20 protein-coding genes, 1 tRNA gene and 1 pseudogene are annotated in these 22,432 nt (G+C 64.8%); 9 read left to right on the forward strand and 13 right to left on the reverse strand.

Annotation, left to right across the window (positions count from 1 at the left end; translation table 11 throughout):
- Positions 1-19 precede the first annotated feature (19 nt).
- The 6 genes from IPM60_14875 (at position 20) to IPM60_14900 (ending at position 6,912) form a co-directional block, all read left to right on the forward strand.
- Entirely contained in the window at positions 20-1,864 is a 1,845-nt protein-coding gene (locus tag IPM60_14875; GenBank protein MBK8909116.1) for an aldehyde ferredoxin oxidoreductase family protein, read from the forward strand.
- 26 nt (positions 1,865-1,890) lie between these two features.
- Positions 1,891-3,150: an NAD(P)/FAD-dependent oxidoreductase gene (locus tag IPM60_14880; GenBank protein ID MBK8909117.1), complete on the forward strand. Its 1,260-nt coding sequence runs from the start codon at positions 1,891-1,893 to the stop codon at positions 3,148-3,150.
- A gap of 8 nt (positions 3,151-3,158) precedes the next feature.
- Positions 3,159-3,410, forward strand: coding sequence for a MoaD/ThiS family protein (locus IPM60_14885; GenBank protein ID MBK8909118.1), 252 nt, complete (start codon positions 3,159-3,161; stop codon positions 3,408-3,410).
- A 22-nt stretch (positions 3,411-3,432) separates the two neighbouring features.
- Positions 3,433-3,753, forward strand: a complete 321-nt coding sequence (locus tag IPM60_14890; GenBank protein ID MBK8909119.1) for a hypothetical protein — start codon at positions 3,433-3,435, stop codon at positions 3,751-3,753.
- A gap of 208 nt (positions 3,754-3,961) precedes the next feature.
- The gene (locus IPM60_14895; GenBank protein ID MBK8909120.1) at positions 3,962-5,659 is read left to right on the forward strand and encodes an AMP-binding protein; all 1,698 of its coding nucleotides are present in this window, start codon (positions 3,962-3,964) and stop codon (positions 5,657-5,659) included.
- A gap of 116 nt (positions 5,660-5,775) precedes the next feature.
- The gene (locus IPM60_14900) at positions 5,776-6,912 is read left to right on the forward strand and encodes an acyl-CoA dehydrogenase (GenBank protein ID MBK8909121.1); all 1,137 of its coding nucleotides are present in this window, start codon (positions 5,776-5,778) and stop codon (positions 6,910-6,912) included.
- Between the two features lie 3 nt (positions 6,913-6,915).
- Here IPM60_14900 and IPM60_14905 read toward each other — a convergent pair whose 3' ends face one another.
- The gene (locus IPM60_14905) at positions 6,916-7,368 is read right to left on the reverse strand and encodes a YaiI/YqxD family protein (GenBank protein MBK8909122.1); all 453 of its coding nucleotides are present in this window, start codon (positions 7,366-7,368) and stop codon (positions 6,916-6,918) included.
- Entirely contained in the window at positions 7,365-8,771 is a 1,407-nt protein-coding gene (locus IPM60_14910; GenBank protein ID MBK8909123.1) for a UDP-N-acetylmuramate--alanine ligase, read from the reverse strand. The genes IPM60_14905 and IPM60_14910 overlap by 4 nt, the downstream gene beginning before the upstream one ends.
- A 91-nt stretch (positions 8,772-8,862) precedes the next feature.
- On the opposite strand from IPM60_14910, the gene IPM60_14915 reads away from it, so the two are divergent.
- Positions 8,863-9,681 carry an LD-carboxypeptidase gene (locus IPM60_14915; GenBank protein MBK8909124.1) on the forward strand — a complete coding sequence of 273 codons (819 nt, stop codon included), beginning with the start codon at positions 8,863-8,865 and terminating at the stop codon, positions 9,679-9,681.
- A gap of 76 nt (positions 9,682-9,757) precedes the next feature.
- On the opposite strand, the gene IPM60_14920 is transcribed toward IPM60_14915, so the two are convergent.
- The 10 genes from IPM60_14920 to IPM60_14965 form a co-directional block, all read right to left on the reverse strand.
- Positions 9,758-10,546 (reverse strand): TatD family hydrolase, encoded by a 789-nt coding sequence (locus IPM60_14920; protein ID MBK8909125.1) that lies wholly within the window; start codon positions 10,544-10,546, stop codon positions 9,758-9,760.
- Position 10,547: 1 nt separating this feature from the next.
- Positions 10,548-12,110 (reverse strand): methionine--tRNA ligase, encoded by a 1,563-nt coding sequence (locus tag IPM60_14925; protein ID MBK8909126.1) that lies wholly within the window; start codon positions 12,108-12,110, stop codon positions 10,548-10,550.
- 52 nt (positions 12,111-12,162) lie between these two features.
- Positions 12,163-13,305, reverse strand: a complete 1,143-nt coding sequence (locus IPM60_14930) for a DNA polymerase III subunit delta' (protein ID MBK8909127.1) — start codon at positions 13,303-13,305, stop codon at positions 12,163-12,165.
- Positions 13,306-13,337: 32 nt separating this feature from the next.
- Positions 13,338-13,973, reverse strand: coding sequence for a dTMP kinase (locus IPM60_14935; GenBank protein ID MBK8909128.1), 636 nt, complete (start codon positions 13,971-13,973; stop codon positions 13,338-13,340).
- A 9-nt stretch (positions 13,974-13,982) separates the two neighbouring features.
- Positions 13,983-15,161 (reverse strand): D-alanyl-D-alanine carboxypeptidase, encoded by a 1,179-nt coding sequence (locus IPM60_14940; protein MBK8909129.1) that lies wholly within the window; start codon positions 15,159-15,161, stop codon positions 13,983-13,985.
- A gap of 76 nt (positions 15,162-15,237) precedes the next feature.
- Entirely contained in the window at positions 15,238-16,152 is a 915-nt protein-coding gene (locus IPM60_14945; GenBank protein MBK8909130.1) for a septal ring lytic transglycosylase RlpA family protein, read from the reverse strand.
- Positions 16,149-17,381 carry a lytic murein transglycosylase gene (locus tag IPM60_14950; GenBank protein MBK8909131.1) on the reverse strand — a complete coding sequence of 411 codons (1,233 nt, stop codon included), beginning with the start codon at positions 17,379-17,381 and terminating at the stop codon, positions 16,149-16,151. Before IPM60_14950 ends, IPM60_14945 begins: the two co-directional genes overlap by 4 nt.
- Before the next feature lie 79 nt (positions 17,382-17,460).
- Positions 17,461-18,303, reverse strand: coding sequence for a YdcF family protein (locus IPM60_14955; GenBank protein ID MBK8909132.1), 843 nt, complete (start codon positions 18,301-18,303; stop codon positions 17,461-17,463).
- 51 nt (positions 18,304-18,354) lie between these two features.
- Complete coding sequence (locus tag IPM60_14960; protein MBK8909133.1) at positions 18,355-18,987, reverse strand: protein-L-isoaspartate(D-aspartate) O-methyltransferase; 633 nt, start codon at positions 18,985-18,987, stop codon at positions 18,355-18,357.
- 183 nt (positions 18,988-19,170) lie between these two features.
- Entirely contained in the window at positions 19,171-19,617 is a 447-nt protein-coding gene (locus tag IPM60_14965; protein ID MBK8909134.1) for a response regulator, read from the reverse strand.
- Between the two features lie 313 nt (positions 19,618-19,930).
- Here IPM60_14965 and IPM60_14970 point away from each other — a divergent pair.
- A tRNA-Ser gene (locus IPM60_14970) sits at positions 19,931-20,021 on the forward strand.
- An 82-nt stretch (positions 20,022-20,103) separates the two neighbouring features.
- Positions 20,104-20,307 carry a hypothetical protein gene (locus tag IPM60_14975; GenBank protein MBK8909135.1) on the forward strand — a complete coding sequence of 68 codons (204 nt, stop codon included), beginning with the start codon at positions 20,104-20,106 and terminating at the stop codon, positions 20,305-20,307.
- A 20-nt stretch (positions 20,308-20,327) separates the two neighbouring features.
- Here IPM60_14975 and IPM60_14980 read toward each other — a convergent pair.
- A pseudogene (locus IPM60_14980) lies at positions 20,328-22,417 on the reverse strand (UvrD-helicase domain-containing protein).
- Between the last annotated feature and the right edge of the window lie 15 nt (positions 22,418-22,432).

Below are 22,432 nucleotides of genomic sequence, written 5' to 3' on the forward strand. Positions count from 1 at the left end.
GAAGATAGGAGGATTAGCGATGGCATGGGCGAACAAGGTTTTGCGGGTGAACCTAGGCGCCGGAACCTGCACCAACGAACCACTGCGCATGGATTGGGCGCAGAAATACCTCGGCCAGCGGGGCCTGGCGACCAAGTACCTGGCTGAGGAAGTGAACCCGCGGGTCGATCCCCTGTCGCCCGATAACAAGCTGATCATGACCACCGGGCCGTTGACCGGTACCTGCGCGTCGACTGCCGGCCGGTACTCGATCGTGACCAAGGGCGCCCTGACCGGCGCCATCGCGTGTTCCAATTCCGGCGGCTTCTTCGGAAACGAGATGAAGAACGCCGGCTACGACATGATCATCTTCGAGGGGCGTTCGCCGCAGCCCGTCTATTTGTGGCTGCAGGACGGCGATGCTCGCCTGATGAACGCGTCGGAGTTCTGGGGCAAGAGCACCTGGGACACCGAGGAGGGCCTCAAGTCCAAGCACCAGGACCCCCAGATCCGCGTCGCCTCGATCGGCGTCTCCGGTGAAAAGGGCGTCAAATTCGCGTGCGTGGTCAACGACATGCATCGCGCCGCCGGGCGATCCGGGGTCGGTGCGGTCATGGGATCGAAGAACCTGAAGGCGGTTGCCATCCGCGGCACCTTGGGCGTTCGGGTCAAGGATCCGGTGCAGTTTCTGAACGCGACCAACGCCGCCAAGAAGGTGCTGGCGGAGAACCCGGTGACGGGGCAGGGGCTGCCGACCTACGGCACCCAGGTGCTGATGAACGTCATCAACGAGACCGGGTCGCTGCCGACCCGCAACCATCGGGACGTTCAGTTTGAAGGGGCTAACAAGATTTCGGCCGAGGCGATGCATGCAAAGCGTGCCGACGGCAAGGCCAACCTGATCCGCAATGCCGCGTGCTTTGCGTGCACCATCGCCTGCGGCCGGGTGTCGGCTATCGAGCGGACACACTACACCGTGGTCGATCGGCCGCAGTATCACGGCGCCTCGGGCGGCCTCGAGTACGAGGCGGCGTGGGCGCTGGGCGCGGCAACCGGCGTCGACGATCTCGAGGCGTTGACCTTCGCCAACTTCATCTGCAACGAGCAGGGGATGGACCCGATCTCGTTCGGGGCGACGGTCGGCGCGGCGATGGAGCTTTTCGAGATGGGGGTGATAACGCCGGAAGTCACTGGCGGCATCGATTTGCGCTTCGGCAACGCCAAGGCGCTGACCGACGTGACCGAGTTGACCGGGCGCGGCGAGGGCTTCGGCGCCGAGATCGGCCTGGGCTCCAAGCTGTTGTGCGAGAAGTACGGTCACCCCGACCTGGCGATGCAGGTCAAGGGCCAGGAGTTCCCGGCCTACGACTCCCGCGGTATCCAGGGCATGGGCCTCGGCTACGCCACCTCCAACCGCGGCGCCTGTCACTTGCGCGGCTACACCGTGGCGTCCGAGATCCTCGGCATTCCGGAGAAGACCGACCCGCTGGCGACCGATGGCAAGGCGGCGTTGGTGCGGGCGTTCCAGGACGCCACGGCGGCGGTCGACTCCGCCGGCATCTGCGTGTTCACCACCTTCGCCTGGACCCTCGACGACATCGCGCCCCAGATCGACGCTGCCTGCGAAGGCAACTGGACGACCGAGAAGCTTCTGGAGGTGGGCGAGCGCATCTGGAACCTGGAGCGCAAGTTCAACAACGACGCCGGCTTCACCGGCAAGGACGACAACCTGCCGAAGCGGCTCCTCAAGGAGGCCGCCAAGGTCGGGCCCGCCAAGGGGCTGGTCAACGGCCTGGAGACCATGCTGCCGGAATACTACCAGCTCCGCGGCTGGACGCCGGACGGCGTCCCCACCAACGAAACGCTCAACCGGCTGGCGCTGTAGATGGCGGAAGATCGGCGGGGGGCCGGATGCATCATGTGATCGTGGGCGCCGGCCCGGCCGGCGTCATCGCCGCCGAGACGCTCCGCGAGCGCGACCCGGATGGCGAGATCATGCTGATCCATGGCGAGGACGGCGAGCCTTACGCGCGCATGGCCTTGCCGTACTACCTCAGTGGCATGATCGACGAGGCGGGGACGGTGCTGCGCAAGGCCAAGGACTTCTTCCGCGCTCGCCGCATCGACGTGGTGCACGGGCGGGTCGAGCGGCTCGACCCTGGCGAGCGCCGGCTCGTTCTGGCGGACGGGGTCACAGTTCCGTTCGACCGGCTTCTCCTGGCGACGGGCGCAAGCGCCGTGCGACCGCCGATCGAAGGGCTGGAGCTTCCCGGGGTCCACGCATGCTGGACCCTCGACGACGCCCGCCATATCGCCCGGCGGGCCGAGCCGGGCTCGCACGTGGTGCTGCTCGGCGCCGGCTTCATCGGCTGCATCGTGCTGGAGGCTCTGGTCGAGCGGGGCGTGAGCCTGACGGTCGTCGAGATGGGCGACAGGATGGTGCCGCGCATGCTCAACGCGACCGCCGGGACCATGCTCAAGCGCTGGTGCGAGAGCAAGGGCGTCACCATACATACCTCGTCCCGGATCACTCGTATCGAGACGGCGCCGACCGCGGCCGACGAGCGCGACACGCTCGCCGTGGATCTCGACAACGGCGCCCAGGTTCCGGCGCACCTGGTCGTCATCGCCGCCGGCGTCCGCGCCAACATGGCGTTTCTCGAGGGCAGCGGCATCGCTACGGATCAGGGGATCCTCGTCGACCAACATCTGCAGACCAACGTTCCCGGCATCTACGCCGCCGGCGACGTGGCGCAGGGACCGGACTTCTCGACCGGCGGCTTCTCGGTGCACGCGGTGCAGCCGACCGCCGCCGACCATGGCCGCTTCGCCGCGATCAACATGTCCGGGGGCGATGCCGCCTATGGGGGCAGCCTGGTCATGAACGTGCTCGATACTCTCGGGCTGGTCTCCTGCTCGTTCGGACGCTGGCAGGGTATCGACGGCGGCGACCAAGCGGAGCGCGTCGACGAAGCCGCCTCCCGCTACGTCAACCTGCAGTTCGAAGACGACCGCCTGGTCGGCGCCATCACCCTTGGGCGGACGGACTGGGTCGGCATGCTGCGGGGACTGATCCAGACCAGGGTGCCGCTGGGGCCGTGGAAAGGCAAGCTGAAGGCCGACCCGCACCGCGTCGCCGAAGCCTACCTGGCGCGGGTCGGTACGGCTTGACGGCGCCGATGAAGGTCACCGTGAAGCTGTTCGCGTTGCTCGGGCGCTACCTTCCGGCGGGCGCACTTGACAATGCCGCCGAGCTTGACGTGGATGAAGGAGCAACGCCGGTCGAGGTGATCCGACGCCTGAACGTGCCGGAAGCCCATTGCCACCTTGTCCTGATCAACGGCCACTTCGTCCCGCCCGGCGAGCGGGGAACGGTCCGGCTGAACGGCAACGACGTCCTCGCCATCTGGCCGCCCGTTGCAGGAGGATGAACCGCGTGGGAAGAGAAGAATCATGACGGCGCCCGAACCGGTCCGAAGCGGTGACTCCGTGACCATCGACAAGGACATGTCAATCAGCCACCGGGATTTCTTCCGCGTGCTGCCGGGCGCCCTCGCAACCGGCGATTACCGCATCGACGGCGATCGGGTTGTGGCGGAGGAGGGAGACTGTCGCCGGCTGGAGATCACACTGTCGCCGGAGGAGCGGCGGGAGGTGCCGGATCTGTCGCTGCCGAAGACCCAAGTCCGCCTCACGTTCATTGGCTTTACAGAGGCGGAGATGAAGGACCGGCTGGCGCTGTTCGAGCGGTCTTTCCAGCGGGGCGGCGGCTGAGCAGCGTTACAATTCGATACGTTTCCAAAATCTTCGGCACATCTTCGCACGGCATCTTCGCGCCCGGGATGCTACCGAACAAGGGCAACGACGGTAGCAAGGACGCGCCTGCCTGCCTTTCGGCGAACTGTGCACCGGCCGGGTTTCTGGTCCGCGGCTCTGGGCCGATCCGATCGTGGCGGGCGATGACATGTTCAAGGAGATCGAGATGACCGAGACGAATGCCTTCCTGCAAGCGCGCGATTTTCTGGTGCGTCACCGCGAGGACTACGAGACTGCCTACCGGGACTTCAAGTGGCCGGAGCTGACCGCGTTCAACTGGGCGCTCGACTATTTCGACGTCTACGCCCGCGGCAACGAGCGACCCGCGCTGTGGGTCGTCAATGCGGATGGTTCGGAGAGCAAGCTCTCCTACCAGGAGATGTCCGAACGCTCCAACCGCACCGCGAACTTTCTCCGCGGGCACGGCGTCGGGCGGGGTGACCGCGTTCTCATGATGCTGAACAACGTCGTGCCATTGTGGGAGGTGATGCTGGCGGCCATCAAGCTTGGCGCCGTGATCATCCCGGCGACGACGCTGTTGACCCGCGACGACCTCCTCGACCGTTTCGACCGCGGCGCGGTCCGCCATGTCATCGTCGGCAGCGCCGAGACCGACAAGTTCGGCGACATTCCCGGCGACTACACCCGCATCGCCGTTGGCGGCGCGCCCGACGGCTGGGTGGACTACGCCACCGCCTACGAATCGCCGGCCAGTTTCGAGCCCGACGGCCCGACGCAGGCGACCGATCCGCTGCTCCTCTACTTCACCTCCGGAACCACGGCCAAACCAAAGCTCGTCGAGCACAGCCACCAGAGCTATCCCGTCGGGCACCTCTCGACCATGTACTGGATCGGGCTGCGCGAGGGGGACGTCCACCTCAACATCAGCTCGGCGGGTTGGGCGAAACATGCATGGAGCTGCTTCTTCGCGCCGTGGAACGCCGGGGCGACGATTTTCATCTACAACTACGGCCGCTTCAGCGCGGAAGACATGCTCGAGGTCATCTCCCGCTGCCGTGTGACGACGCTGTGCGCGCCGCCCACCGTGTGGCGCATGCTGATCCAGTCGAAAATGGCGTCCTACAAGACCAGCCTCAGAGAGGTGGTCGGCGCCGGCGAGCCGCTCAATCCTGAAATCATCGAACGGGTCGAGCAAGCCTGGGGATTGAAGCTCAGGGACGGCTACGGCCAGACCGAGACGACCCTGCAGATCGGCAACCCGCCCGGACAGCCGCTCAAGCTCGGCTCCATGGGCCGGCCGGTGCCCGGCTACCGGGTGGCCCTTCTGGATCCCGAGGGCAACGAAGCGAAAGAGGGCGAAATCGCCCTCAAGCTCGATCCCGGCCCGATGGGCCTTATGCTGGGCTACAAGGACGATCCGGATAAGACCGCGCAGGTCATGGCCGGTGGTTACTACCGCACCGGCGACGTGGCGGCGTGGGACGCTGACGGCTACATCACCTACGTCGGCCGCGCCGACGACGTGTTCAAGGCGTCCGACTACCGCATCAGTCCGTTCGAGCTGGAGAGCGTGCTGATCGAGCACGACGCGGTCGCCGAGGCGGCGGTCGTGCCGAGCCCTGACCCGGTGCGTCTGGCGGTGCCGAAGGCAGTGGTGACATTGACGGCCGGGTATCAGCCGGGGCCGGAACTGGCCGAGGATATTCTTCGGTACGTGCGCGACCATGTGGCGCCCTACAAACGCATCCGCAGGCTCGAGTTCGCCGAGTTGCCGAAGACCATCTCCGGCAAGATCCGCCGCGTCCAGCTGCGCAAGGACGAAGAGACGGCGCGGCAACAGGACACGCGGGGCGCGTTGGAGTTCTGGGAGGAGGATTTCCCGAGCTTGAAGAAATCCGGCTAGGAGAGCGCCGACCATCACTGACGATCGGGGTGTCGACGATCGTTGACGATCAGGGTGTCGACCATTGTTGACGATCTGGATGGTGTCGGCGGCCGGCAATCAAGAGAGAGGACAGCATGGTTCTAACCGAAGAACAGACGATGATCCGTGACATGGCGCGGGAGTTTGCGCAGGAGCAACTCGCGCCCAACGCCGCCGCTTGGGACCGTGACCACACCTTTCCCGCCGACGCCATCCGCCAGATGGGGGAACTCGGCCTGCTCGGGATGTTGGTACCCGAACAGTGGGACGGCGCCGGCGCCGATCACGTCGCCTACGCCCTGGCGCTGGAGGAGATCGCCGCCGGCGACGGCTCGTGCTCCACAATCATGAGTGTGCACAATTCCGTCGCCTGCATGCCGATCCTCAAGTTCGGCAGCGACGCGCAGAAGGAGCGGTTCCTCAAGCCGATGGCGCGGGGCGAGTTGCTCGGCGCCTTCTGCCTCACCGAGCCCCAGGCGGGCTCGGACGCCGCCAATATCCGCACCCGGGCGGTTCGGGACGGCGACCACTACGTGCTCAACGGCGTCAAGCAGTTCATCACCTCCGGCAAGAACGGCCAGATCGGCATTGTCTTCGCAGTCACCGATCCAGAAGCCGGCAAGCGCGGCATCAGCGCTTTCATCGTGCCCACCGACACACCCGGCTACACGGTGACCGGAGTCGAGCACAAGATGGGCCAGCGGGCGTCCGACACCGCGCAGATCACCTTCGAGGACATGCGCCTGCCGGCCGACCATCGGCTGGGCGAGGAAGGGGAGGGGTATCGGATTGCCCTGTCCAACCTGGAAGGCGGGCGCATCGGCATCGCCTCGCAATCGGTCGGGATGGCGCGCTCGGCGTTCGAAGCGGCGGTCGACTATGCCAAGGAGCGCGAGACCTTCGGCAAGGCGATTATCGAGCATCAGGCGATCGCGTTCCGGTTGGCCGACATGGCAACCGAGATCGACGCCGCGCACCTGATGATCCTCCGCGCCGCCGACCTGCGGGAGCGGGGACTGCCATGTCTCAAGGAAGCCTCCATGGCCAAGCTGTTCGCCTCTGAAATGGCAGAGCGCGTCTGCTCGGCGGCCATCCAGGTCTTCGGCGGCTACGGCTACGTCAGCGACTTCCCGGTGGAGCGCATCTACCGCGACGTACGCGTCGCGCAGATCTACGAAGGCACATCCGACGTTCAGCGCATCGTCATCAGCCGCGCCATCGCCCACCAGTAGGTGTCACCGGGCCACGGCCTGAACTGCCCGCTCAAGGCTTTCGAGGAAGCGCGAGCGATCCGACTTGGCGAACGGCCGCGGGCCACCGGCGGCGCCCAGCGGGTTGGCGGCGCGTAGATCGGCCAACAGGTCGCGCATCGCCATTGCGTTGCCGACGTTGGCGTCGGTGAACGCATCGCCGTTCGGACGGAGTGCACCCGCTCCGGCCTCCAGACACCGCGCCGCCAGCGGCGTGTCCTGGGTGACGCAGATGTCGCCGGCGCCGATGCGCGCCGCGATCCACTGATCGGCCGCGTCAGGCTCATGGGGCACGATCACCGTCTCCACCAGCGGCGACGGATGCGGCCGGATGCCGCCATTGCTGACGATGAAGACCTGCAGCCCGTGGCGCTCGGCGACGCGTATGGCTTCGTCCTTCACCGGACAGGCGTCGGCGTCGATGAAAATGCGGGTCATGACGATGGCGCCAATCGGCCGAGCAGTTCCGTGGCGAACTGCGACAACGTGTCGTCTCGGGCGCCCATGACGACGATGCGATCGCCGGGGCGGGCGAGTTGGATCAGCATGTCGCCGCAGCGAGCGCGGTCGGGGATGGCGAGGGCGGTGCGCCCGCCGGCCTGGACGCCCGCGACGATGTCCCCGCTGCCGACGCTGCGATCGACGGTGCCGCCGTAGTAGACCGGGTCCGGCATGATCAGCACGTCGTCGGGATCGAGAAACCGCGCGAAGGTGTCCACGAACCCGTCCTTCATCAGCCGCAACGGCCCGAAGCCGTGCGGCTGAAACATCACCAGCAGCCGGCCGTGGAAGACGTGGAGAGCGGCGAGGGTGGCGGCGATCTTGTCCGGGTTGTGGGCGAAGTCGTCGATCACGGTGACGCCGGCCTCGGTGCCCACGATGTCGAGCCGCCGCTGCAGCCCGGCAAAGCCTTCCAAGGCGTTCGCTGCATCCAATAGCGGCACACCAACGGCGCGCACTGCCGCCAAGGCGCCGAGAGCGTTCGCAACGTTATGGGCGCCCGGTACCGGCAGGCGCACCTCGGCGGTAAGGCCACCCGCTTCCGCAACGGTGAACGCGGTTGAGTCCAGAGCGTGCGTCAATGCTGTCGCATGCAGGTCGGCCGTGACGATGCCGAGGCTGAAGGTGCGCATCCGGCCGCCCGGTCGGGTCAGGGCCAGTGCGGTCGTCTCGGAATTGTCGAGGTTGAGCACGGCGGTCACGGCAGCGGCGGCGAAACCGCGGAACAGCGACCGCAGTTCTTCTAGCGGCTTGTGGTCGAGGGCAATGTTGTTGATGACCGCGACGTGCGGCGTGTAGAGGGCGATCGAGCCGTCGCTTTCGTCCACTTCGCTGACGAAGACCTCGCCATCCCCGACAACTGCGTTGGCGAAGGGATATCCGGCCGTGGCGAAGTTCTTCATGACGGCGCCGTTGACGATGGTCGGCGCCCTTCCCGTGCAGTGCAGGATCCAGCCGATCATGGCAGTGGTGGTGGATTTGCCACTGGTGCCGGCGACGCCGATGCTGTGCGGCGCCGCGTTGAACAGCCGAGCGAGGAGTGCTGCCCGTGTCGTGATCGGCGCACCTAACCGGCGGGCGGCGACGACATCCGGCACGGTGTCCTCGACGGCGGCCGAAATCACCAGCACCTGATCAGGGCGCGTCATGCCGCTGCCGTCCTGCGGGTGCAGACGGATGCCGCGGTCGCGGAGGAAGTCGAACTTCCGCCCCGTCAAGCCCTGGTCCAGCATGCGGTCCGATCCTGCGACCGCGTGGCCATGGGCGCGAAGGATCAGCGCCAGCGGCAACATGCCGCTGCCACCGATGCCGCAAAAGAAGTAGTTTTCAGGGTGCGTCATCAGGTGACGTTCTACAGCGGCCCATGGGCGCCGAAAAGCACAGAGGAGACGGATCAGGGTGGGGCGAGCAGGCGGGATCACGATCGGGGTCATGGCGCCTGGGTCGCCGATCGACCGATCCGTCGCCGCGCGCGTCTCTGACCTTGTCGCGGCGCATTATCCGGAGGGCGCCGTCCATATCGCGTTCCATCCCCAGTGCTTCCTGACCTCCGGTCACTTCGCCGGGCCCGACGAGGTGCGGGTGCAGGCTTGCCTCGACATCGCCAACGACGACCGGTTCGACGCGGTGTGGTTCGCGCGCGGCGGCTACGGCGCCTGCCGCATCGCCGAGGCGGTGCTTGCCGGCATGGAGGCGCCGGCGCGGCGCAAGCGCTACCTCGGCTACAGCGATGCCGGCGTGCTTCTGGCGGCGTTGTACGGCCGCAGTTTCGGCATCGTCGCGCACGGACCGATGCCCGGCGACGTGGCGCGCATCGGCGGCGACGCGGCGATCCGCCGCGCACTCGCATGGCTTACTGAAGGTGATCCCGCTACACTCGAACCCGGCATTTCCGGACATGTCCACACCGCGGCGTTCAACATGGCGACGCTCTGCCATATGCTGGGCACCGCGCTGCAACCGGACCTCAGCGGTCACGTTCTCTTGCTGGAGGAGGTGGCCGAGCCGCTCTATCGCATCGATCGCATGCTGTTCCACATCACCGGAAACCTCGGCATCCGCCGCTGCGCCGGCATTCGTCTCGGCCGCTGCAGTGACATCCCGGCGAACACGCCCGACTTTTGCGAGTCAACCGAAGACATGGCTCAATTTTGGTGCCGGCGATCCGGAATCCCGTATCTCGGGCGTGCCGACATCGGTCACGACATCCACAACAAGATCGTGCCGTTCGGACGGCCGGTTGCCCGCTGAAAGCACGCTGACGTGAATGCCATAAGACATATTATGGAAAATAACTCCTGCACGGGAGCAAAAAGCCTTTGGTCGGTTACCGTACTGCCTTGCTGAACAGAGTGAAGAAATTCGCGGTCGTTGCGGCTGCAAATGCTTCATCGTCGACACCTCGCAGGTTCGCAATGTGGGTCGCAGTGAATGAAACCAAAGCTGGTTCATTGCGCCCGCCGCGGTGCGGAGTCGGAGCCAGATACGGCGCATCCGTCTCGACCAGAAGTCGCTCCTGCGGCAACGCTGCCGCCACCTCTCCCAGTGCTAGCGCCTTCTTGAACGTGACAATGCCGGAGAACGACACATAGAGGCCCATGTTCACAGCATGATCAGCGAGTTCCCTCGTCGCACTGAAGCAATGCAGCACGCCGGCAAACGGTCCGGCAGCCTGCTCCTCGGTGAGTACGCGCGCGGTATCGGCGTCGGCGGCACGGGTATGGATGACCACCGGCAGTCCGGCCTCGCGGGCCGCCGCAATGTGGACCCGGAAGGACCTTTCCTGGTCCTCCCGCGGGCTATGCTGGTAGTAAAAGTCGAGGCCAGTTTCCCCGAAGCCGACCACTTTTGGATGCGACGACAGATCGACCAGGCGTTCGGCGGTCACCTCCGGCTCCCGCGCCGCCTCGTGGGGATGGATGCCGACAGTGCAGAACACGTTGTCGTATCGCTCGGCCACTGCCAGCACCTGCGGGAAACGCGTGATGTGCGTGCAGATGGTCAGTATCGTTTCGACGCCCGCTTCCCGCGCCCGCGCCATCACCGCATCGAGATCGTCGCGGAAATCGGGGAAGTCCAGGTGGCAATGGCTGTCGACCAGGCGCATCGCTGTCATCTCACCCCTGTCCCGCTCCTGCATCGAGCACGTAGCGCGGGAAAACGGCCTCAGGTTTCGGCAGCGCCATTCCGGCGACCAAAGCATGATCAGGCCCCAGATGCTTGAAGCTGCGATGGCTTGGGCTAACCGCCAGTTGATCCAGTATGGCTTGCGCCGCGTCTGGGACGATGGGTTGCAGAAGGATGGCGATATGGCGGATCGCCTCGGCGAGAACGTAGAGCACCGTCTCCATGCGCCGCGGGTCCGTCTTGCGCAGCGCCCACGGCGCTTGGCGATCCACATAGCCGTTGGCGGCACGGATGACGCTCCAAAGCCTATCGATCGCTTCATGAAACGCCTGGGCATCATAAGCCGCACGAAGAGCCGGCAGGAGGCTGTGCGCCGCCGCGAGCATCTCCTCGTCCGAGGCGCTGAACCCGCTCGGCGTCGGCACCGCCGCTCCGCAGTTCTTCGCAACCATCGACAGAACGCGTTGGCACAGGTTGCCGAGATCGTTGGCTAAATCACCGTTGATACGGTTCACGACGGCCGTGTGTGAAAAGTCGCCATCGTTCCCGAATGGAACCTCGCGCAGCATCACATAGCGCACCTGGTCGAGGCCGTAGGTGTTGACGAGATGCATGGGATCGATGGCGTTGCCGAGCGACTTCGACATCTTGCGACCTTCCACGGTCCACCAGCCATGGGCGAACACCCGTTGCGGCGGCGCGATGCCGGCAGCCATCAGAAAGGCGGGCCAGTAGACGGCGTGAAAGCGCAGAATGTCCTTGCCGACCATGTGGACGTCGGCCGGCCAGTACGTCGCGAATTCCCCTTGATCCGTAGAGGGATAACCGACACCGGTGATGTAATTGGTGAGCGCGTCCAGCCACACGTACATGACGTGGTCGGCGTCCCCCGGCACCGGGATGCCCCACTTGAAGGTGGTGCGGGAGATGGACAGGTCTTGAAGTCCGCCGCGAACAAAGCTGACCACCTCATTGAATCGACTGCGCGGTAACACGAACTCGGGGTTCTCGTCATAAAAGCGCAGCAACGGCTCCTGCCAGTCCGACAGGCGGAAAAAATAGCTCGGTTCCTCCACCCACTCCACCGGCGCGCCCGACGGAGCCAGTTTTTCGGCGTCCGGTCCGGGGGTCAATTCGCTTTCTGAGTAGAATGCCTCGTCCCGCACGGCGTACCAGCCGGAATAGCTTCCGGAATAGATGTGGCCGCGCTCGGCAAGCCGCGTCCACAAGGCTTGGCAGGCTCGGAAGTGCCGCTCCTCCGTGGTGCGGATGAAGTCGTCGTGGGAGAAGTTCATGGCTTCGGCCAAGTCCCGGAAATTGCGGGAGACCTTGTCGGTGAACGCCTGGGGATCAAGGCCCGCCGCCCGCGCCGCCTTGTCCACCTTCTGACCGTGCTCGTCGGTGCCTGTCAGGAACTTGACGTCGTAGCCGTCCAGCCGCTTGAAGCGCGCCAAAACATCGCAGGCCAGGGTCGTGTACATGTGGCCGATGTGCGGCACGTCGTTGACGTAGTAGATCGGCGTGGTGATGTAAAAGGTCGTCCGCGCGGCCATGACAGCTTTCCTTCCAGAGGCAGCCCGCGACAGGCACAGGTCGGCCGGTCGGTCAGGAGCGAACGGCGCTGCGAAGGGTGAGGAACAGATCCAAAATGACTTGCCTGCGATCAAGGTTGGCGCCCTCGACCCGTGCCAGCAAGCCGCTGGTGTTGTCCCATACCTCAAGCCAGCGATCAAGGCTCGCCCGAGCGGCCAGCCGGTCAACGATGTCCTGGTCTTCGGCCACGCCCATGGCGGGCTCCGCGCCGGAGCCCGCCAGCGCCGCCGCACGCACGATGCGCGAAAGCAGGCGGGCGAACACGTCCTTCACGACGGGGAAGGAGTCTTCCAAGCCGGCGCGAGTGACGCGATCGCCGAGGCGGCCGAGCGCCGTCATGTCCAGTTTCGGCAAAGCCGCGAAAGCGCCCACCACGTCGTCGCGCACCGCCAGCCCGTCCGCGTCGGCCAACGCAAGTGCGATCCCGATGCTGTCGTCCGCCAGCTTGAGCAATGCATGCGCCTGATCGGGGTGCAGGTCGGGCCGGTACCGGGCCAAGAGGTCACTTCCTACTGACACGGCGGGGGCTTTCAGGAGCAGCCGCCGGCAACGGGACCGAATGGTCGGCAGCAGACATCCCGGATTATGGCTTACGAGCAGCAACACCGTCTGCGGCGGCGGTTCCTCCAGCACCTTGAGGAGCGCATTGGCGGCGCTGCGGTTCAAGTTCTCGGCAGCGTCGACGACCACGGCACGCCAACCGCCTTCCGCCGCCGTGTGAGCGAGGAACGCCACAACGCTGCGCACGTCCTCGACGACGATCTCCGAACGCAGGCGCCCGGTCTTCTCGTTGATGCGGCGCTCGACAGTAAACAGGTCCGCGTGCCCGCCGCTGGCGACACGATGGAACAGAGGGCGATCAGGAGCGATGGCGAGGCCATCCATCGGCTCCGACGCCCGTTGATCCACCTCCCGTAGCAAACCCTCTCCCGGCAGGGCGGAAGCGGCAGACTCCCCTGCCCCGCTTCCGGCGAGCAGGTACCGCGCGAATCGGAATGCCAGTGTCGCCTTGCCGATGCCCCGGGCGCCGCAGATCAGCCAGGCGTGCGGCAATCGCCCGGAGTGTATGCAATTGAGGATCTCGCTTTCGGCCGCTTCATGCCCGAGCAACAGCCAGTTGGCGCGCGGCGGCGGCGGCCAGCCGTATGGCTCCAGCCCGACGGGAAGGGGCCGTGCCGCCGTGCCCGTCACAGCGATACTCCCAGCCGCGGCGCGACGGCATGGCGCACCGCCGCCGCCACGATCTCCGGCGCCGGCTCCGCGTCGATGACGATGCACCGCTCCGGCTCGGCGCGAGCGATGTCGAGGAAGGCGTCGCGCACCCGCTGATGGAAGGCGACATCGAGCCGCTCGTAACGGTCCCCCGCCGGAGAGCGGGCCCTGGCGCGCGCAAGGCCGATCTCCACAGGCAGGTCCAGGATGATCGTCAGATCAGGCGCAAACGCGCCGATCACCAGATCGTGCAGCGCGGCGACTGTTGCGGCGCCGAGGTTGAAGCCGTGCCCCTGGTACGCCATCGTCGAATCGGCGTAGCGGTCGCAGATCACCCACTGTCCCGCCCGGAGTGCCGGAAGGATAACGTGATCAAGATGGTCGCGTCGCGCCGCGTAGTGCAGGAGGGCCTCGCCCATTGCCGAGTTGCCGTCTCCCGGCGGATGCAGCAGCAGGTCACGGATGCGCTCCGCCACGGCACTACCACCCGGTTCACGGGTCAGCCTGACCCGAACCCCGGCCCCCTCCCCGGTCGCCGCCAGACAGCGAATCTGCGTGGACTTGCCGGACCCCTCGACGCCCTCGAATGTCGTAAAAAACCCGTGCTTCATTCCGGCGCGTCAGTTCGTCTGCGCCAGCGCCGCCTGCTTCACCCGCGAAAACAGGCGCCCGAACATCCCGGCCTGGTCCACCGAGGCCGCCGCCACCAGCGGAATCTCGGCCGGGACCATGTCCGGCGCGGTGATGGTCAGCACCGCGATTTCTTCGCCCGCCGCAATCGGCGCCGGCACCGGAGCTTTGTAGCGAACGGTGGCGGTCATGTCCTTGCGCGAGTTCCGCGGCATGGTGATGACGAGGTCCTTGGCGACGGTCAGCGGCACAGTGTCGTCCGTCCCGAGCCACACGTCGGCTTCAGCGAGAGCGTCGCCGGCCTCAGCGAGCTTGTGGTTGCCGAATTCGCGGAACCCCCACGACATGATGCGGTCCGCTTCTTCGGTGCGGGCCTTGATGCTGGGCAGCCCGTTCAGCACCAGAATGAGGCGCCGCTCCCCTTGCTGCGCCGACGCCGTCAAGCCGTAGCCCGACGCCTCGGTGTGGCCGGTCTTCAAGCCGTCGGCGCCCATGTTCTTGTACAGGAGCGGATTGCGGTTGCCCTGGCGGATACCGTTGTGGGTGAATTCCTTGACCGAGTAGAGCTTGTAGAGTTCGGGAAACTGCTCGATGGTGGCCTTCGCGAGCAAAGCCAGATCCCATGCCGTCGTCATATGGTTGGGGTCGGGCCATCCCGTCGCGTTGGTGAAGGTGCTGTTCTTCAGACCGAGTTCACGGGCGCGCTGGGTCATGCGCTCGGCAAACGCCGCTTCGCTGCCCGCCAACCCTTCGGCAACGACGATGCAGGCATCGTTTCCGGACTGCACGATGATGCCGTGCAACAGGTCATCGACCGTCACTTCCTCGCCGATGTTGAGAAACATGGTCGAGCCGCCACTCTTGGCACCGCCTTTCCGCCAAGCGTTCTCGCTGACGATGAATGCGTCGTCCGTTTTCAGTTTCCCTTCCTTCAACCGCTCGAAGACCATGTGAACGGTCATCATCTTGCTCATCGAAGCGGGCGGCATCAGCTCGTCGGAGTTCTTCTCGAACAGCACGGAGCCGGTGTTGATGTCGAGGAGGAGCGCCTGCCTGGCTTCGGTTTCGAACGCCGCTACGGCCGGTGTGGAGACGGCGACCGTAGATGCCAGGGCTAGAACGAGCACCAGGCCGCGATAACAGGCATGGCCAAAACGCAGAACCGCCATGGTTGTCCCTTCGGCTATGGAATACGAAGAGCTCAAGGTAATTCGGCGGCTTCGTCAACTCAAGCGAGAACTGATCTCACTCGAGCACCACCCTGGACCGCACAAAGCCATTGTCGATGGCCGCATCGAGCAGCTGGTCAGCCTGTTCGGCCGTAGGAACGGGACCGAGCCGCACCCGATGCAGGGCGCCGCCGTCCTGCTGCACCGTGCTGATCCGCGCGGATCCGAGGCCATTCAATTGCGCGACGACCTGCTCTGCGTTGGCGCGATGGGCGTACGCGCCAGCCTGCACGTAATAGCCGGGCGACCCGGCGTCATCTGAAGCCGCCGTCGGTTGCGCCGGCAGGCGTTGCGTCGGCGGTGCTGTATCCAAACCGGCAAAGATCTGCTCCGCCGGCGACGCGCGGCGATAGCCGACCAACTGCTCTGTGTTCAACGCCCGGGTGGCGAGTGCCGACGCGTCAGCCTTGGCGACCAACTCCACAGGTGGCGTGACGGCGACGGGATGACCGACCAGCCGCGCATGCAGTTCCCGAGTTTCATCGGCAACGACCTGGACCCGCACGCGCGCCGTGCCCTGACGCATGAAACCGAGTAGCTGTGCGCCCCGCCGCGACACGTCGATGATGCGGTCATAGGCGAACGGACCGCGGTCGTTGATCGTCAGCTTCAGGCTGCGTCCATTTTCCAGGTTCGTCACCTGCACGACGCTGGGCAACGGCAAGGTGGGATGTGCGGCGGTCAAGCCGTTCATGTCATAAGTTTCGCCATTGGCCGTCATCTTGCCGTCGAAACCGGGGCCGTACCAGGACGCGATCCCCACCTCGTCATAGCCGTAGTCGACCCTCGGATGATACCACTTGCCAGAGACCTCGTAGGGCTTGCCAACCTTGAAACGGCCGCGGGGCTCCGGGGCGGTTTTCGTCTCGCCGCACCCACTGGCAGACAGTGCGGCCATGGTCAACACCATGATAGCGACAGCGGCTCTCATCGCGGCGGCGCCGCGCGCAGCCGATCGAGTAAATCGGCGGTGGGATAACCGTCGGCCGGCAACGCCGCCTCTGCCTGATAGGCGCGAACTGCTTGCCGTGTCGCGGGGCCAACGATACCGTCCGCTGCACCGGTCTCGAGGCCGAGCCGGCCCAGGAGTTTCTGCATCTCCATCACCTCGTCGCGCGACAGCGGAACTTCGGCGGCCGGGCGCGCGGCCTGGAGGGGCGGCTTGCCGACCAGCCGGTCGGACAGGTGCCCGACCGACACCGCATAGAGAATAGACCGATTCCACGCCATGATGGAATTGAAGTTGCTGTAGACGATGAAGGCCGGAGCGCCGGCCGCCCCGCCGGGCAAAATGACAGAGCCCTCGATGTCGACCGTGGGCAGGTCGCCGCCGCCGGCCTTCCGCACCCCAAGGCGCTGCCAGTCCGCGAGCGGCTTGACGATGTCGAGCCCGGACTGCGCGTAATCGAAACCGGACGGGAGCCGTACTTCCCGCCCCCACGTCTGATCGTCGCGCCAGCCTGCGGCAGCCAGAAAGTTTGCTGCAGATGCGAAAACATCCGCCACGCTGTTCCACAGGTCGCGCCGACCGTCGCCATCGAAGTCCACGGCGTATGCACGATAGCTGGTCGGCATGAACTGCGGGTGGCCGAGGGCGCCCGCCCAGGAGCCGGTGGCGTCGACCGGCACATCGCCCCGATCCATCAACTCCAGGGCAGCGAGCAGTTGTTCGCGGAAGAAGTCACTGCGGCGCGTGTCGTAGGCAAGGGTCGCAAGTGCGGCGATCAAGGAATGGTTTCCGGTGTTATCGCCGTAGTTGGTTTCCAAGCCCCAGAACGCCACAAGGAAGCGGGGCTGGACGCCGTATCGACGGCTCACCGCCTCGAGCACCTCGCGATGACGCGCCAGCATCTCCTGGCCGCGGGCGACGCGCGACGGCGTCACCCGCTTGTCCAGATAGCTCCAGAAAGTCTGCGTGAACTCGGGCTGCCGCCGGTCCAGCTCCACGACGCTCGCAATCGGCCTTACGCCGGCAAATGCTGCGTCGAAGGTCACGGCGCGAACGCCCTGCGCCATTGCCTCTGCGCGCAAGCTGTCCACCCATTGTTGGAAATCATCGTCGGGCGCTGCCGGTGCAGCCGTAGCCGACACCAGCATGGCCAGCATGACGGCGAACGGCACGTACAGAACCGACCGCCAAGCCCGCAGCGCGACACTCAACCCTCTCATTGTCCTCGACAAACTTCGCACCGCCACATCGTGCCCCACGTTTCGCCAGTCGCCGATTCGCGGCTGTTTGTCAACTCCCTCCTCGAGCGCGATCGGATCCGTCCGTATCGGGCAACAGCGACGGCGTCTTGCCCGAAAGCCTGTACATCACAAGCCCCGTCCACTCCCGAGCGGCTGTGGTCGCCAACGCCAAGCCATTGAGGAGGCTGATGTCCTGCGGCGTCCAGTCGGGGTCAGGTTGGGTCTGGTAGTCGACCGGATAGGGAACAACTGCCCAGCCTACGTTCCGGAAGCACCCCAAGGCGCGCGGCATGTGCGATGCCGAGGTGACCAGGAGCCACGTTTCAGCGGGTTCCGGATCAACAGCCCGTTTGCCGAATACCGCGTTCTCGAAAGTGTTTCGTGAGTTGTCTTCATAGATCACGCGATCGGGGGAAATGCCTGCATCGTGCAGCAGCGCGGATAACCAGCGCGCCTGGTGCGCGCTCCGGCCCGCGAGCAGTCCGGGGATACCGCCGCTGAACAGGATTCTGGCGTTCGGATAGCGCCGCGCAAGCTGCAACCCGGCGACGATTCGCTCGCCGCTGTCCCTGAGGTGGAGTTCGCCGCGGGTCTCGGTGAGGCGGGCATCGACGGCGCCGCCGAGAACGACGATGCCGTCAGCGTGCTCCGGCAGCACCATCGGACGCGCGATGTGCTCCTCCAACGGCGACAACAGCCACTCTCCGATCGGCAACGTCGTCACGACCCCCAGGACGATGGCGACGGCCGTGACGACAAGGCGCGCGGCCGAGCGCCACCGGGTCCAAAGCAGCGCCGCGCCGATGCCGAGCAGGATGGCGAGGAGATTGCCTGGCTGAGCCACCAGCCAGAACAACTTGGACGCCGGGAAAAACATGGTTCGCGCCAACATCCGATTTTGCCGCGGCGTGCCCCCCATGGACCGGAGCCGCGGCTCTGCCGGTCAGTCGGCGGCCTCCATCAGTGCAAAGCGGACCGGCAGGATCTCCGTCACCGCGACCTTCCCCTCAGAGTTTTTTTGAACCAGCGTGAGGTGCTGGGACTCTGGAAGCCCGGTAGGCACGACCATGCGCCCGCCCCGCTTGAGCTGGCCGAGCAGGGTGCCCGGCACCAGATCGCTCGCCGCGCACACCAGGATCCGATCGTACGGCGCGTGTTCCGGCCAACCGAAATGACCGTTGCCGATGCGGGTGTGGACATGGGCATGGCCGTGTGCGGCCAACCGTTTCCTCGCTTGTGCTGCCAAGTCTTCCTGTATCTCGATGCTGTAGACTGCGGCGGCCAGCTCCGCCAGGACCGCCGTGTGGTAGCCGAGTCCCGTGCCGACCTCCAGAACCGTGTTCGTCGGTTCAACGTCGAGCAGATCCGTCATCAGGGCGACGATGAACGGCTGCGAAATGGTCTTGTCGCAGCCGATCGGCAGCGGCTGGTCGGCATAGGCATAGGCGGCGATTTCCGGTGGCACGTAATGGTGGCGCGGAACCCGCGCCATCGCGCCTAGCACCTTTTCGTCGATCGTGTCCTTGCCGAGATGTTCGCGCGCCTGAATGGCGTGCGCGGAGATGATCTGCACCATCTGCTCCAGCAACAAGGACAACACCTTCTCGGTCACGATCAAGCCCCGGACTTGCACCGCACTTTCGCGTTCCCGAGCATACCGCAGGACGTGGGCGAAGGCACGTGCAGTTGCATTCAGGCGGTCGTCCACGCTGACCGCCGGCCGCTTCGAGCCTCGGGGCTGGCCCGTCTCGCTGGGGGTTCAGAGAGACTGGGAGTCGTCGCCGACATGAGCCCCTGGTGGACCTGTTTCCAGATCGGAACCCCCGGCCGCCCCCAACGGCGCGCTGAGCGCCTCACGCAGCCGGCCCACGCTCACCGGCTTGCTGAGGGTGCGGACCGAGCGCAGCCCCTTGTATTCCGCCAGCAAGCGCGCATTCACGGCATAGTCGGGGCTGTAGCCGGTGATGATGACCAGATCGCCCCGGTACCCCTGTTCCACCAGCCACAGGATCAGCTCATTGCCATCGATCTCCGGCATGACCATGTCGATCACCACGAAGTCGGGCTTTTGTAGACGAAAGGCGGCCTGGAACGCGCGACCGTGGGTGGTCACTTCGACGTGGTATCCGAGCGGTGCAGCCACGCGCCCGACGAAGGTCGCGAACTTGGGCTCGTCATCGATTATCAGGATACTTTTCTGATCCATTGGGCATCTCACGCTTCAATGCGCGACCGGAGCTAGTTCTTTTAGCCACAGTCGAAAAAAAGTGCTATTTGCGCGCTGCAGTTCAGCCCGCCGACCGATGTTGCCGGTCTTTTGCTCGGCCGATAAGCCCTCCCAAGCGCCGGGAGCGAGCACCCAACGTTCGTTAATAGATGCGTCATGCGACGCGGGCGAACAATAAAGAACACCTCGTTGGTGATCCGCTGTAGATACTTTCTTGACGGCGCTCGAAGTTTTTTCGAGCCTGCAGCCAAGCACGAACAACCGTTCGCTCGCAACATCGGAGGTGTGCACCGGAGGGGTGGCAGAGCGGTCGAATGCGGCGGTCTTGAAAACCGTTGTACGCTTGATGCGTACCGTGGGTTCGAATCCCACCCCCTCCGCCAGTTCCTACGCACGAAACGGTCTCTCCGCCTGACCAGGAGCAGAGAAACGCGTTGTTTCAAAGGGGATTTGCCAGCGCGGTCGGTGACCGTGGCCTTGTGCGGCAACGCGATTTCGTTCTCTCTTTGGCCGGTTTCTCTGAAAGCTGGTGACTGCGCCCAAAAGTCACCAGCAGGTTTGTTCGAGATCAATGGCTTGCGGAGCACCGAGCTGGTGACCAATTCGCGGATGCGCGAGTGGGTAGCGAAAGCAACAGGGTTCGAAAAGTGCGATCCGAAACCAGCGTGAACCAGTTGCTCGCTTCACGCTCAACGCCCACTCTCGGTATCGGAGAAGTCGCCAAGGAATTCCGAGGCCGGATCGACCCCGGAAATGAGGAGTTGGTCGCGGGCGCGCGTACACGCGACGTAAAGGAGGTGGCGCTCAGTGTTGTAGACCTCTTCTAGGTCGGATTCGTCGGAGACCGTCTCGATGCGTTCCTGCAGGGGCAGCACTTCGTCATCACAACCCATGACGGCGACGGCCCGGAACTCAAGCCCTTTGGCAAAATGCATCGTGCTTATGGAGACCTTGCTGGCCGTTGTCTCCACGTCGTCGCCAAGCAAAACGAACTTGGCTTTCGCACTTCCGACTGCCGCCTTTGCCCTATCCAGCTGGTTGTCTGAGCGAACGAATACGCCGATTTCGTGGGGCAGGCATCCCTCATGCAGTCGCTGCGCAATCCACCTGCCAACCGCAGATGTTTCCTCAAGCACATCTTCGAAAACAGCGATGGTAGGGGTTGGCCCGTTGAAGACCGATACGGTCCCTTTCCGGCTCTCCACGACACCGTCAACGTCGGCGAGCGATAGCGGTAGTAGGCGATCGGCATGCGAGCGGATCTGATGGGAAGTGCGGTAGTTGATCCGTAGCGTGTGCGATCGTCCGCGAACATCGACGCCAAGCGCTTTCCAGGAGAACGGAGCCTGGAAAATACGCTGCCCGAGATCGCCGGAGAAGAAGAGGCTGCCTGGCCGATGGGAGCCCAGCGCAGCAAGAAACCTCATCGGTGCAACACCCATGTCCTGCGCTTCGTCCACAACTGCAAAATCGAACGGGGCTTTGCCTCCGCTTTCAAGATGTGCCGCCAGCCGCCCGAACACATCGGCCAGGTCATCAGCCCTTGGTTTATCCAAGGCGGCGCGCACGTTCTCAAAGATGGACCAGAGCACCTCGCGCTGCTTGCCGCCAATCCGGGTCTTGCGGCCAAGGCGCGCAACTTCCGGTATTCGTCCCAGCCCTTGAGCTGCCAAGCGTCAACGATTTCGGACCATTCGGTGAAAAGAAACTGCGCCGAAAAACGGTGACCGCTGACTTTCCCCGCCGCCCCGCTTAGAAGTGAACGGATCAACTCCGGTGAAGCAATCTTCGGCTCGCCAAAATGCTTACTGTACATCTCAAAACCGACACCGAGGATCGGATAGACCGATATCCTCTGGATCAGTTGGGGCTCGTTTCCGACAAGCCGGTTCAGCTTGGTCTTCAGCACGTTGGCAAGGGCTGTGGAAAACGTCGTCAGAAGGATGCGGGCATCCGGGTGCTGCCTTGCCAGAAAAACGGCCCGGTGCAGGGCCACAATCGTCTTCCCGGTGCCCGCGGACCCGGAAATCCGCGCAGGGCCGTTATAGTCCCGCTCCACGCCAGAGGCGCGCTGTGCCGGATGCGGGAAAACGGTCCATTTTCCCCCGGGAAATCGAGCGCGCGCTCCAGTTCCTCGACATTGGTGAGAACGCGAAAGCGCCGCTGCGCATCCGGGTGCGCGAATGGATCAGCAGCAGGCGGCGCTACGGTCGGAACAGATGGCTTTACACCGGTTGCCAGATCCAGAAGAGCTTCAGCGGCCTCCTGCGGCAGATGATCGGCAAGCTCGAACAACGTGTCCTCGGTCGCCGCCTGAACGTCCTCCAGCCATTCGGCGGGAACGCCGTAGGTCAAGAGCTCGTCGTCCGACACCCCGTCGAACAATAGTGGCTTTGGAGTCGCAGGCTCCGGCATTTCTTCCGGCTGGAAGGTTGTGATCTCCTCGACGCGCTCGCGAACCTCGACAAGCTGGGCAGCACCGGTTTTGGAGTGGGTTTCGATCTTGCGGCGCTCAGCCCAGTGGTAGGCATCGTCGTGATGATCGACGTAGCACAGCATCAGGCTGGCATTGGTTTTATGGACGATGATGCGGATGTCTCGACCGACTCGGATGGACCAGAAATTGGGGTCCTTGGCACGGTCCAGCTTATGGAACTGCATCCTGGATTGGCAGGATTGAGTTGCAGATCAAAGGCTGTCGTCTTTACGGCCTTCTGTTCCTGAAGCCGGTCAGTTTGGTCAGGCTGTCGGCAAATGTATCTGCAATGCGAAATTCCACGTCCCTGGTCTCTGC

The organism is Rhodospirillales bacterium (assembly GCA_016710335.1).
In the GTDB taxonomy this organism is placed as follows: domain Bacteria; phylum Pseudomonadota; class Alphaproteobacteria; order Rhodospirillales; family Defluviicoccaceae; genus JADJXQ01.

What these genes read in the sequence shown, in the direction of transcription:
- IPM60_14905 (MBK8909122.1), bottom strand. Translation starts at nt 7,368, where the DNA reads ATGACCCGCATTTTCATCGACGCCGACGCCTGTCCGGTGAAGGACGAA.
- IPM60_14945 (MBK8909130.1), bottom strand. Translation starts at nt 16,152, where the DNA reads ATGAGAGCCGCTGTCGCTATCATGGTGTTGACCATGGCCGCACTGTCT.
- IPM60_14900 (MBK8909121.1), top strand. Translation starts at nt 5,776, where the DNA reads ATGGTTCTAACCGAAGAACAGACGATGATCCGTGACATGGCGCGGGAG.
- IPM60_14895 (MBK8909120.1), top strand. Translation starts at nt 3,962, where the DNA reads ATGACCGAGACGAATGCCTTCCTGCAAGCGCGCGATTTTCTGGTGCGT.
- IPM60_14935 (MBK8909128.1), bottom strand. Translation starts at nt 13,973, where the DNA reads ATGAAGCACGGGTTTTTTACGACATTCGAGGGCGTCGAGGGGTCCGGC.
- IPM60_14910 (MBK8909123.1), bottom strand. Translation starts at nt 8,771, where the DNA reads ATGACGCACCCTGAAAACTACTTCTTTTGCGGCATCGGTGGCAGCGGC.
- IPM60_14875 (MBK8909116.1), top strand. Translation starts at nt 20, where the DNA reads ATGGCATGGGCGAACAAGGTTTTGCGGGTGAACCTAGGCGCCGGAACC.
- IPM60_14890 (MBK8909119.1), top strand. Translation starts at nt 3,433, where the DNA reads ATGACGGCGCCCGAACCGGTCCGAAGCGGTGACTCCGTGACCATCGAC.
- IPM60_14965 (MBK8909134.1), bottom strand. Translation starts at nt 19,617, where the DNA reads ATGGATCAGAAAAGTATCCTGATAATCGATGACGAGCCCAAGTTCGCG.
- IPM60_14960 (MBK8909133.1), bottom strand. Translation starts at nt 18,987, where the DNA reads ATGGTGCAGATCATCTCCGCGCACGCCATTCAGGCGCGCGAACATCTC.
- IPM60_14885 (MBK8909118.1), top strand. Translation starts at nt 3,159, where the DNA reads ATGAAGGTCACCGTGAAGCTGTTCGCGTTGCTCGGGCGCTACCTTCCG.
- IPM60_14925 (MBK8909126.1), bottom strand. Translation starts at nt 12,110, where the DNA reads ATGGCCGCGCGGACGACCTTTTACATCACCACGCCGATCTACTACGTC.
- IPM60_14940 (MBK8909129.1), bottom strand. Translation starts at nt 15,161, where the DNA reads ATGGCGGTTCTGCGTTTTGGCCATGCCTGTTATCGCGGCCTGGTGCTC.
- IPM60_14880 (MBK8909117.1), top strand. Translation starts at nt 1,891, where the DNA reads ATGCATCATGTGATCGTGGGCGCCGGCCCGGCCGGCGTCATCGCCGCC.
- IPM60_14915 (MBK8909124.1), top strand. Translation starts at nt 8,863, where the DNA reads ATGGCGCCTGGGTCGCCGATCGACCGATCCGTCGCCGCGCGCGTCTCT.
- IPM60_14920 (MBK8909125.1), bottom strand. Translation starts at nt 10,546, where the DNA reads ATGACAGCGATGCGCCTGGTCGACAGCCATTGCCACCTGGACTTCCCC.
- IPM60_14955 (MBK8909132.1), bottom strand. Translation starts at nt 18,303, where the DNA reads ATGTTGGCGCGAACCATGTTTTTCCCGGCGTCCAAGTTGTTCTGGCTG.